We start from the raw sequence: 11,175 nt of genomic DNA on the forward strand, positions 1-11,175 counted from the left end.
CCATGGACTTCCGGGAGCTGCGCAGACGCGCGGAGGAGCTCCGGTTCACCCCCCAGGAGCCGGTGCGCTGGCTCGCGCCGAAGGAGCTGGCGCGGACGGCGGTGAAGGTCGGCCTGGCCGCCGTCTTCGCCGGCTACTCGGACAAGCGGGAGATCCAGGGCGCGCTGGAGGCCGGTCTGCTGCGGGCGCCGCTGTCGGATCCCCGCGCCGAGGAGATCTGGATCGACTTCGTCGCGGACCTCGGCGACGGGTTCGAGGCGACGGCCTCGGTGGCCTCCGCCCTGGGGGCGGACCGGCTGACCGTCGAAGGGCCCGGCGCGCTCCCCCGTGGTGCGCTGCTCGTCCTCGGCGGGGACCAGGTGTACCCGGTGGCCTCGGCGACCGCGTACGAGGACCGGATGAAGGGGCCCTACCGCGCGGCGCTCCCGTCGGCGGAGGACCGGCCGCTGATGGTCGCGCTGCCGGGCAACCACGACTGGTACGACGGACTCACCGCGTTCCTGCGGATGTTCGCCCAGGGGAGCGCGATCGGCGGGTGGCGGACCGGGCAGACCCGGAGCTACTTCGCCGTGGGACTGCCGCAGCGCTGGTGGCTCGTCGGACTCGACAGCCAGCTCGGCAGCTATTTCGACGATCCGCAGCGGCGCTACTTCGAGACCCACCTCTCGCAGCGGCTGCGGCCCGGCGACAGCGTGATCGTCTGCTCTGCCGAGCCCACCTGGGTGAAGAGCGACGAGCGGCCCGACGCGTTCAACTCCCTGCACTGGTTCGACCACCACATCGTGCGGACCCGCCTCGACCGGACGACCGGGAGGCGCGAGGAGACGGGGGCGTCGATCCGGTTGTGGCTGACCGGCGACAAGCACCACTACGCCCGCTACGCGGAGCTGCTGCCCGGGGACGCGGCCGGGGCCGGGGCCGACGACGACCTGCCCCCGGACCCCCGGAGGCGCCAGCTGGTGACGTGCGGTCTGGGCGGGGCCTTCCTCTCGTCCACGCACAGGCTGCCGAGGGCCCTGCCCCTGCCGCCGTCCACCTCGCGCATGCAGAGGAAGGACCGTCCGCCGACGGCGTTCGCCCTCGCCCAGCACACCTACCCGGACGCGGCGGAGTCCCGCTCGCTCGCCCGCGCGATCGCCAAGCCGTGGTCACGGTACTGGCTCCCGCGGCGCAACCCCGGATTCGCCCTCCTGGCCGCGGCGGTGCAGGTGGTGCTCGCCCTCCTCGCGGGCGGCGCGTTCGCGCTGGCCGAGGGGCGGCAGAGTCCGGTCGGGGCGCTGCGGAGCGCCGGTCTCGACGACGTGTTCGGGCTGCTCCTCGCGGGTGCCGCCCTCTTCCTCCTGCCCTTCGTGCTCCTGCTGCTCCGGGCGCTGTTGCGCCTGCGGCGCCCCAGGGTGCCGTCCGGTCCGGTCGTGGCCGGACTGTTCCAGGCGGCGGTCGCCGCCGTGGCCCTGGGCGTCACCGTCGCCGTCACCCGGTCGCTTCCCTCCTCGTGGAACGGGTTGGTGTTCCTGGGGGTCATGCTGGTCGTCGCCGCCGTGCTGGGCGCGTCGCTCGGATCCGAGGTCTTCGCCCTGTGGGTGCTGTGGACGAACCGGGGCACGGTCGCCGACTGGCAGATGTCCGGGCAGTCCATCGACGACCGCAAGGGCTTCCTCCGGATGCACCTCGCGCGGGACGGCACGCTCACCCTCTACCCGCTGGCACTCCACGGGACCTGCCGGAACTGGACGTTGGGCGAGGTCACGGACGACGAGGGGACGTGGAAGCACCCCGTTCCCGACCCGGCGCCGACCGTGCGGCTCATCGAGGATCCCGTCGTGATCGCGCGGCACGGTCAGGGGTGACCGCGACCGGGCCTCAGCGGCCCGCGCCGGGGCCCAGAGCGGTGAGCAGCGCGTCGAGGCCCGCGGTGAGCTGTTCCTCGCCGCCGCGCTCGGCGAGGGCGGGGCCGTACGCGCGGAGCATGGGGAAGTCACGGGCCGGGAGGCGGTGCAGGCCGAGCCGGAAGGCGGGGTCGGGTTCGTCGGGATCGTCGACCACCGCGCGCAGGTCGATCACGATGTAGCCGAGCACCCAGGAGATGAAGGCCCGGTACACCCGCAGTGCCGCTCCTTCCTCCAGGCCGGCTTCCCGCAGCAGCGCCAGCAGGCGTTCGTGGACGCGCAGCACCGCCTGGGGCCGGCGGGCCAGAGGGACCGTCAGGGGGCGGCTCGCGCACAGGGAGATGACGTTCGGGTGCTCCACGGCGACCCGGTACAGCTCGCGGGCGATGCCGTGCAGGGCGTCCCGCAGCTCCGGGGGCTGTTCGGTCGCCCCGCCGGCGTCCGGGGGTGAGGTCCTCGACAGCCGCTCCTCCACTTCCAGGAAGAGGGTCTCGACGAGTCCGTCGAGCAGATCGTCCTTGCTCTCGGTGTACCGGTAGAGCGCCATGGTCTCCACGCCGAGCTCCACGGCCACCCGTCGCATGCTCAGCGCGGCCAGGCCCTCGGCGTCCGCCACCGCGAGGGCCGTGCGCAGCACGCGCTCGCGGGTCAGCCGCTCCCGGCGCGGTGCCGACGGTTCGTCGCTCATGATCAGGACCACCCTTGACGACTCGCCCCCTGTGGGAGCAGCATATACGACATAAACGTATGGAGTACGCATATGTCACATACGTAGGGTGGTGGTCCTGTCATGGACGCCTGGTGGCTGCCCCTCTTCCTCTGGATCGTCCTGCTCTCCGGTGCCGTGCTGTTCCTGGCCGCGCCCGTCGTGTCCCGGTGGACCAACCGGCTGTTGCTCCTGGTGGTCCTCGTCACATGGAGCGCGCTCGCCGTGAAGGTGTCCCTGGCGTCGGTGTCCTCGTCCGCGAGCAGAACCATCGACGTCTCCGTCGTCGACGGGATCGGCGTCACCGCGGGCTGCGTGATGGAACACGGACTGTTCTGCTTCGGCCCGCAGGAGAACCTGTCGTACCCGTTCTCCCCGGGCTTCGTCACCTGGGTCGTCCTCGGCGCGCTGCTCGTCGGGTTCGTGCGGCTCCTGGAGATCCGCAACGCCCGCGTCGGCCCCATCGCCATCGAGGTGGAGGACCTGCTCTACGCCAATCCGCAGAGCGACGGCGACAGCCCGGGCTCGACGGGACGCCACGCGGCGACGTGCACCGCGAAGATGCGCACCATCCTCGCCACCCAGGTGCAGACCCCGCCGCCCCTGCCCGGAGGCGAGCCGGTCCTGAGCCTCCCCACCGTGCTCTACGAGGCCAAGCCCAAGGACGGCGACCTGTTCACCAAGCTGCTCGCCCTGGCCTGGCACGCGGCGTTCCCGCAGCGCGGCTGGCGGCTGACCGGCCACGTCCAGCGCTCCGGCCCGGGGTACGGCGTGACCGTGAACATGACCGAGAAGTCCACGCACCGCAGCGTCCTCCAGGACACCTACTGGGCGCGACGCGAGGAGGAGGCGGTGTACAAGGCCGCGTACACGGTGGCGCAGCTGGCCGTCGCGAGCACCGTGGGGATCCCCCGCTGGACCAAGTGGCGCGCCAAGAACGGCCGCGGGCTGCGGCACTACCGGGACGGCGTCGATCTGCTGCGCAACGGCGGCAGGAAGCACCGCGCCGAGCGGGAGTTCAGCGCCGCGGTGAACCTGGACCCGGCCAACGGGCTGGCCCGCTCCGAACTGGCCCTGCTCAAGGAGGGCACGCCCGAGGGGTACCTCCAGGCCCTGGAGATCTACCTGGAGCTCATCGCGGCGTACCCGTTGATGGCACAGCCCCGCTACCGCGCCGGCGTCGTCCTGGACCTGGTCGACGAGTGGCTGGACACCTGGCTGGACGACGCGGCGTGGCGGAAGCGCCTGGACCGGGCCCTGACCGGGGCGGGCCTCGCGGCGGCGTGCCGGCCGGGCCGGGAGGTGAGCAGGCCGGCGGCGCGGGAGCACTTCCTCGGCGTCTCCCTCCGCGTGCTCACGTCCCTGCGCGCGCGCATGTCCCTGCTCCCGCTGATCAGGGCCTGGTGCGCGATCGAGACCCGAGGGCTCTCCCACGAGCTGGTCCGCCCGAGGGGGATCATGCGCGCCCAGACCCAGGCGGCCGTCGACGCCGCGATCCTGTCGCGGGGCCTGCACGACAGGTTCGACAAGGAGGCGCGCGTGCCCTCCCTGGCGCAGCTCCGGACGGACGGCAGCGACTTCGCGGAGAGCGAGCGCCGGCTCCTCGCCGCGTGCGCCCGCGCCAAGAGGAAGAGCCGCAGGTACCGGGCCTCCTCCGCCCGCCCCGCCAGCGACGGCGAGACCCAGGGCCGGATCCAGATCGCGGGGCTCGTCCAGTACAACGCCGCCTGCTTCTACGCCCGGCTGATCGGCCCGCCTCCCGGGGACGGCGATCCCGGCTGGGCGGTGCGTACGGAACAGGCCGCGGTCCTGGCCCTCGAACACCTCACGGCGTCGGTGCGGAACGCCGAGCTCCTGGACGACTGGTTCGTCTGCCTGGCGGGCGACCCGGACATCCGGCGCCTGTGGAGCCACCCGGAGTTCCAGGAATGGGCCCTGAGACGACAGACCGACAACGACATCCAGGTGGGGAACGACGCACGAGGAGGAAACGGTCATGACCGTGGAGAAGTTGGCGCCATCGTTGGCCGCCGCGTATGAGCGCTACGTGCAGGAAGGGCGCCGCCGCGCGCCGCTGAGGAGGCCCGCGGGCATGATGGGGCTCGTCTCCGTCGAGCAGCGCGCCAAGCCGGTACGGGTCGTCGTCTCGGTGGAGTGCGACCCCGACGCCCCGCCCGTCGGCACGGGCGACACCGAGATCAACGAGGGCGGACGGTCGATCCGTACGGGCATCGTCCCCCTCGACGCGCTGGAGGAACTGGCCGCGCAGCCGGGCGTCCGCCGGATCGTGCCGGCCTCGCAGCTGCGGCCGTGTCTGGACCTGGCCCTGACGAAGGTCGGCGTGCCCGAGTTCCGCACCCGTCTCGACCGGACCGGGGACGGCGTGCTCGTCGGCGTGGTCGACACCGGCATCTTCCTGGGCCACCCGGACTTCTCCGGGCGGGTCGAGCGCATCTGGGACCAGACGCTGGCCGGCGGCACCGGGGTCCCCGAGGGCCGGTACGGGGCCGAGTTCACCGGCCTCGCGGCGGGCGGGAACGCGCTGTCCCGGGACGTCGACGGCCACGGCACCCATGTCGCGGGGATCGCGGCCGGCACCGAGGGGGTCGCCCCCGGGGCCCGGATCGTCGCGGTCAAGACCGACTTCCAGGACGCCCACATCATCGACGGCATCCAGTACGTGTTCCGGCTGGCCGACGAGTTCGACCTGCCGGCGGTCGTCAACCTCAGCCTGGGCGGCCACGCCGACCCGCACGACGGCACGGACGTCATGTCCCTCGCCATCGAGGAGGAGAGCGGCCCCGGCAGGATCGTGTGCTGCGCCGCCGGCAACGAGGGCGAGGACGACATCCACGCGCGGCTCGCGGTGGCCCAGGGCGCCACGCTCTCCGTGCCCTGCCACCCGGGGCGGGTCGGCGGCTTCCCCGACCTGTTCTGGCTGAACGGCTGGTACGCGGGCGGGGACCGGCTGGAGGTGGCCGTCGCGTCGCCGTCCGGCGACTCGACCGACTTCCAGCCCGTCCTGACGGCCGGCTCGCCGGTCCGCGCGTACGAACTGGCGGACGGCGTCGTGCAGATCGTCACGCCCGGCCCCGATCCGGCCAACGGGGACCACAACTTCTTCGTGACCGTGGAGCCCACCGCGCCCGTCCCGGTCGCCGGGGCACGGTGGCGGCTCGTCCTGCGCGGGGCGGACGTCGGCGGCCAGAGCTGCCGGGCGGACGTGTGGATCCTGGGCCGGCAGGAGGCACAGCCCGCGCCGCAGTTCAGCGGACCGGCCGTGCAGGACGCGCTCAAGATCGGCTCGCCGGGCGCGGCGACGTCGGCGATCACCGTGGCCGCGTCCACGACCCGCACCGAGTGGCGGGACATCGACGGCACGCAGCACCTGGCCACCTGGCTGGTCGCGGACGACATCGCGGGCTTCAGCAGTGAAGGACCGCGCCGGGACGGGATGCCCAAGCCCGACGTCACGGCCCCGGGAGCGATGATCGTCTCCGCCCTCTCCCGCGACGCCGTCGGAATGCGCCGGGCCTTCATGCTCGACGACCGTCACCTGGCGCTCCAGGGCACGAGCATGGCCTGCCCCTTCGTCGCGGGACTCACCGCGCTGCTCCTGGAGGGCGACCCGAGCGCCGATCCCGACAAGATCCGTTCGTTCCTGACGGCCGCCGCGGCGGTCCCCGGCGCCGCACCGGGCGCCTTCGACCCCAAGTGGGGACACGGGCTCGTCGACGCCTCCCGTCTGTGACCCGCCGGGGCAGAATCGGGCCATGGACTACGCCAAGCTCGATCCCTCCCTCTCCGCCGCCGTGGACGCCGGCGCCGACGGCCCCGAGGCCAGGAACCTCCTGGTGACCGTGGTCCTGGAGCTGGCACCCACGGAGGCGCAGCGCGAGGTGCTCCGCGGCGCGGGAGTGGACGCCGGGACCGCGGACCGGACCGTCGTCAGCGGCACGCTCTCGCGCCGCGGGGTCGAGGAGCTCTCCCACGAGCCGTGGGTGCGCTCCCTGACCCTGTCGGCGAGCCGCCGCCCGCTCTGACGCACAGACGCACCCGGCCGTCCTCGCCGGAGTGCGATGATGGCGGCATGGGACGACAGCGGACCAAGCCGGCCCCGACGCCGCCGACCACGACGCGTGGCCGGCGCACCCGTGACGCCCTGGTCCTCGCCGGCCGGGAGATCCTGGAGCGGCAGGGCCGGTCCGCCTTCAGCCCCGAAGCGGTGGCGCAGGCGGCCGGCGTCTCGTACGGCACGTTCTACACGTACTTCGAGTCCCGGGACGATCTCCTGCACCACGTCGTCCGGTCGGTCGCGGGCGAGATGCTGGCCGCGAGCCTGGCCCCGCCGGACATGACGGACGACCCCTACGAGCGGCTCGTGGAGTCGAACCGGCTGTACCTCCGGGCCTGGGACAGGGCGTCGAAGGTGCTGCGGCTCGTGGACCAGGGAGCCTCGGCGGACGAGGGCCTGCAGCAGATCGTCCTGGAGATCCGGGAGTTCTACGTCGGCCGTGCCGCCAAGGGCCTGAAGCGGCTCCAGGACGCGGGCCTCGCGAACCCGGACCTGAACCCGAGGCTGACCGCCCTGGCGCTGGGGTCGATGGTCGAACAGGTCGCCCACGCGCACTCCTCCCTGGAGGAACCGTTCGACGAGGACACGGTCGTCGACCACCTGTCGCGCCTGTGGGCGTCGGCCATCGGTCTGCGGGGCGCTCCTGACGCGGCGTGGGCCGCCCGCGGGGTCAGCGCCCCGTGAAGACGGGTGTGCGCTTCGCGAGGAAGGCGTCCATCCCGAGGCGGTGGTCCTCCGAGGCTCCGGTGTGCGCGATCCGGGTCGCCTCGTACTCCAGCGCGGCGTCGAGCGTCGCTCCGGAGGCGAAGGTCACGGCCTCCTTCATGGCGGCGTAGGCACGCGTCGGGCCGGCGGCCAGCGCGGCGGCGGCCCGCCGCACGGTGGCGTCGAACTCCCCGTCGGCGGCGACCTCGTGCACGAGCCCCAGGGAGAGCGCTTCCGCCGCGCCGAGGAGGCGGGGGCGCAGCAGCAGGTCGAGCGCCGTCGCCCGGCCGGCGATGCGGGGCAGCGTCCAGGAGATGCCGGTGTCGCAGGACAGGCCGATCCCGGCGAAGGCGGTGGTGAAGGCCGCGGAGGTGGCGGCGATCCGGACGTCGCACGCCAGTGCCAGCGCCATGCCCGCACCGGCGGCGACCCCGCCGACGGCCGCGACGACGGGTTTGGGCATCGTCAGCAGGGTGCGGACCAGCGGGTTGTAGTGCGCGCGCACGGCGTCGGCCATGGCCTCGGAGCCGTCCACGGCCCGCGCTTCCCGGAGGTCCTGGCCGACGCAGAAGGCCCGTCCTGTTCCGGTGAGGACCACGGCGCGGACGCCGGGGTCGCCGGTCGCCGTCCGCAGGGCGTCCAGGAGCCCGGTGCGGGCGTGCGCGTCCAGGCTGTTCATGCGGGCCGGCCGGTCGATCCGGATCGTCAGGACGCCGTCGTGCGTGGAGGCGGTGACGGCGGGGCGGTTCGTCATGGGGGGTCCGTTCCTGGGAGGCCGGGGGACGGCAGCGATTGTGCAACTCGTTGCACAATCGGGCAAGAGGAGACGGCGCACCCTCCGCGCACCCCCTCGCGCCTCCAGGGCCGCGACGCCCCCGGCCCCACGCACCCCACCTGCGACGTTCCCCGTGAACACTCCACACGGAACTTCATCTGACTTTTTTGTCAGAGAGATGGGCGTCACATACAGCGCGTTCCGCAGGATCAGTAGACCCATTGGGCACGCATCTCCCTGATCCCTGACTCGATACTTGACTATTTTGTCGAGTTCCTTGACGCTGCCGTCATCGCAGCTCCGGCTCGCCCCGAGCGGAGCGGTCGACCACGTCGGACACCCGAGGAGCAACGCGCATGGACATCCGGTTCGATTTCAGCGGCAGGACGGCGGTGGTCTTCGGGGGCACCTCCGGCATCAACCTGGCCATCGCCGAGGCGTTCGCCGCCCGGGGCGCGAGCGTGGCGGTGGCCAGCAGGAAGAAGGTCAACGTCGACGCGGCCGTCAGACGGCTCGCCGCACACGGGAACCCCGTGCGCGGGTTCGTGGCCGACGTACGGGACATGGGGGCGGTCGAAGAGGTCTTCCGTTCGGTGCGCTCGGAGTTCGGGCCCGTCGACGTCCTGGTCTCCGGAGCGGCGGGCAACTTCCTCGCCGAGGCGAAGGACCTGTCGGCGAACGGCTTCGGGGTCGTGGTGGACATCGACCTCAACGGCACGTTCCACGTCATGCGGGCCGGGTTCGAGCACCTCGCTCCGGGCGCCTCGGTCATCAACATCACCGCGCCGCAGGCGGTGATCCCCGTGCGCTACCAGGCCCATGTGTGCGCGGCGAAGGCGGGAGTGGACCAGCTGACCCGCGTGCTCGCGATGGAGTGGGGCGGCGCGGGCATCCGGGTGAACGCGATCGCGCCGGGCCCGATCGCCGGTACGGAGGGTCTGACGCGGCTGTCCCCGGGAGACGACCCGCAGGGCGAGAGGTCGGCCGGGACCGTTCCGCTGGGCCGGTTCGGAACGAAGGAGGAGATCGCCGATCTGGCGATGTTCCTGGCGTCCTCGGCCGCCGCCTACATCTCCGGGGCGGTGATCCCGTGCGACGGCGGCGGGTCGTTCGAGAGCGTCCGGGGGATCGAGGAGGCCGGCCGCCTCCTCGCCTCGCTCCCCCGGTGAGCGGCGCGGGCCGGAGCCGTCTCCCGGCTCCGGCCCGACCGTCGCGTCCGGCCCTGTCCCGCGTCGTGCGCGGGGTTCCCTGATCGGCGGCGTGGGTCCTACGCGTCGGCCTCGGCCCGTACGGCCTTGGCGATGCGCTCGCCGATGGTCGGGTCGATGTTCGTCCAGTAGGCGAAGGCGCGCTCCAGGACCGGCTCCGTGACGCCGTCGAGCAGGTGGCCCACCACGTTGTCGACCAGACGGTCGCGGGCCTCGTCGTCGAGGACCTCGCGCACGAGGGTGCCTGCCTGGCCCCAGTCGTCGTCCTCGGGGTGGGAGACGTAGGCCGACCGGGTGATCTCACCGTCCGCCACCCAGCCGGGCGGCGTCCCGTAGCGGTCGGTGTCGGCGGCGGGCCCGCCCTTGGAGTTCGGGGCGTAGACCGGATCGGTGGTCTTCCGGTACGCCATCGCCCCGTCCTTCGAATACGTGTGGACGTCGACGACGGGCGCGTTCACGGGGAGCTGCTGGTAGTTGGCGCCGATGCGGTGGCGGTGGGCGTCCGCGTACGAGAACAGACGGGCCAGCAGCATCCGGTCGGGGCTCGGTCCGATGCCCGGCACGAAGTTGTTGGGCTGGAACGCGGCCTGCTCGATCTCGGCGTGGTTGTCGGTGGGGTTGCGGTCGAGCGTCATGCGGCCGACGGGGAGGAGCGGGTAGTCGCCGTGGGGCCACACCTTGGTGAGGTCGAAGGGGTTGAACCGGTACCCGGCGGCCTCCTCGTACGGCATGACCTGCACGTGCAGCGTCCAGCTCGGGAAGTCGCCGTCACGGATGTGCTCGAAGAGGTCCCGCACGTGGTGGTCGGTGTCGGCGGCCGCCATCCGGTCGGCCTCGTCCTGGGTGAAGAACTCGATGCCCTGGTCGGTCTTGAAGTGGTACTTCACCCAGAACCGCTCGCCGGACGCGTTGATCCACATGTAGGTGTGGGACGTGTAGCCGTTCATGTGGCGCCAGGAACGCGGGATGCCCCGGTCCCCCATCAGCCAGGTGACCTGGTGGGCGGACTCCGGGGAGAGGGTCCAGAAGTCCCACTGCATGTCGTGGTCGCGCAGGTTGTTGTCCGCGCGGCGCTTCTGGGACCGGATGAAGTGCTGGAACTTCATCGGGTCCTTCACGAAGAACACCGGCGTGTTGTTGCCGACCATGTCGTAGTTGCCCTCGCCGGTGTAGAACTTCACCGCGAAGCCGCGCGGGTCGCGCCAGGTGTCCGGGCTGCCCCGCTCACCGGCGACCGTGGAGAACCGGACCAGCAGGTCTGTCCTGGCGCCGGGCTGGAACAGCGCCGCCTTGGTGTAGCCGCTCACGTCGTGGGTGACCTCGAAGTGGCCGAACGCGCCACTGCCCTTGGCGTGCGGCTGGCGCTCGGGGATCCGTTCGCGGTTGAACTGCGCCATCTGCTCGATCAGATAGGCGTCCTGCATCAGGATCGGACCGCCCGGGCCGACGGTGAGCGAATGTTCGTCGCTCTCCACCGGGGCACCGGAGTCGGTCGTGGTGGCGGGTCGGCTGTCGGTCATCGGTCGTGCTGCCTTTCCTCGTTCTCGACGGTGCGGCCCTCGCACGAGCGTCCCGTCCGCCCCGCACCTACGCGTCCCAGCCTGAGGCCACTCCCCGGAAGCCACCACCGGGGCGCGGCCGTGTGCCGACGCGCGCAGGCACGTCGTCGGGCTCTCTCCCGCCCGCGCAAAAGCCCCGGCGTCCGGGAGCACCCGGCCGCCGGCGGCCGTGGCGCACCCGGCCGGGCGTGGGGGGGGGCCCGCCACCCCCCGCCCGGCCCACCCCCCCACCGCGCGCACGCCCACAGGGCCCCCCCAGGG

Annotated in this window: 9 protein-coding genes; 6 read left to right on the plus strand and 3 right to left on the minus strand. The window is 72.7% G+C overall.

What is annotated here, in order from left to right:
- Nucleotides 1-2 precede the first annotated feature (2 nt).
- The gene (locus ACFVU3_RS02765; protein ID WP_390063063.1) at nt 3-1,847 is read left to right on the plus strand and encodes a hypothetical protein; all 1,845 of its coding nucleotides are present in this window, start codon (nt 3-5) and stop codon (nt 1,845-1,847) included.
- Between the two features lie 13 nt (nt 1,848-1,860).
- On the opposite strand, the gene ACFVU3_RS02770 is transcribed toward ACFVU3_RS02765, so the two are convergent.
- Nucleotides 1,861-2,574: a TetR/AcrR family transcriptional regulator gene (locus ACFVU3_RS02770; protein WP_390063065.1), complete on the minus strand. Its 714-nt coding sequence runs from the start codon at nt 2,572-2,574 to the stop codon at nt 1,861-1,863.
- A 102-nt stretch (nt 2,575-2,676) separates the two neighbouring features.
- Here ACFVU3_RS02770 and ACFVU3_RS02775 point away from each other — a divergent pair, with 102 nt between their 5' ends.
- The 4 genes from ACFVU3_RS02775 to ACFVU3_RS02790 are packed head-to-tail and all read left to right on the plus strand — an operon-like array spanning nt 2,677 to nt 7,351.
- Nucleotides 2,677-4,632, plus strand: coding sequence for a hypothetical protein (locus tag ACFVU3_RS02775; RefSeq protein ID WP_390063066.1), 1,956 nt, complete (start codon nt 2,677-2,679; stop codon nt 4,630-4,632).
- A 52-nt stretch (nt 4,633-4,684) separates the two neighbouring features.
- Entirely contained in the window at nt 4,685-6,343 is a 1,659-nt protein-coding gene (locus ACFVU3_RS02780; RefSeq protein ID WP_390063067.1) for a S8 family serine peptidase, read from the plus strand.
- A gap of 22 nt (nt 6,344-6,365) precedes the next feature.
- Nucleotides 6,366-6,635: a hypothetical protein gene (locus tag ACFVU3_RS02785; RefSeq protein ID WP_390063068.1), complete on the plus strand. Its 270-nt coding sequence runs from the start codon at nt 6,366-6,368 to the stop codon at nt 6,633-6,635.
- A 47-nt stretch (nt 6,636-6,682) separates the two neighbouring features.
- Nucleotides 6,683-7,351: a TetR/AcrR family transcriptional regulator gene (locus ACFVU3_RS02790; protein ID WP_390063069.1), complete on the plus strand. Its 669-nt coding sequence runs from the start codon at nt 6,683-6,685 to the stop codon at nt 7,349-7,351.
- Here ACFVU3_RS02790 and ACFVU3_RS02795 read toward each other — a convergent pair.
- Nucleotides 7,338-8,126: an enoyl-CoA hydratase-related protein gene (locus ACFVU3_RS02795; RefSeq protein ID WP_390063071.1), complete on the minus strand. Its 789-nt coding sequence runs from the start codon at nt 8,124-8,126 to the stop codon at nt 7,338-7,340. The genes ACFVU3_RS02790 and ACFVU3_RS02795 overlap by 14 nt on opposite strands.
- Nucleotides 8,127-8,503: 377 nt before the next feature.
- Between ACFVU3_RS02795 and ACFVU3_RS02800 the strand changes: the two genes are divergently transcribed.
- Complete coding sequence (locus ACFVU3_RS02800) at nt 8,504-9,316, plus strand: SDR family oxidoreductase (protein ID WP_390063072.1); 813 nt, start codon at nt 8,504-8,506, stop codon at nt 9,314-9,316.
- Nucleotides 9,317-9,414: 98 nt separating this feature from the next.
- Here the strand turns inward: ACFVU3_RS02800 and ACFVU3_RS02805 are convergent, their stop codons facing one another.
- On the minus strand, nt 9,415-10,875 hold the full coding sequence (locus ACFVU3_RS02805) for a catalase (protein ID WP_390063074.1): 1,461 nt from the start codon (nt 10,873-10,875) through the stop codon (nt 9,415-9,417).
- Nucleotides 10,876-11,175 lie beyond the last annotated feature (300 nt).

The sequence above is a fragment of the Streptomyces sp. NPDC058052 genome, assembly GCF_042885515.1.
Lineage (GTDB): Bacteria > Actinomycetota > Actinomycetes > Streptomycetales > Streptomycetaceae > Streptomyces.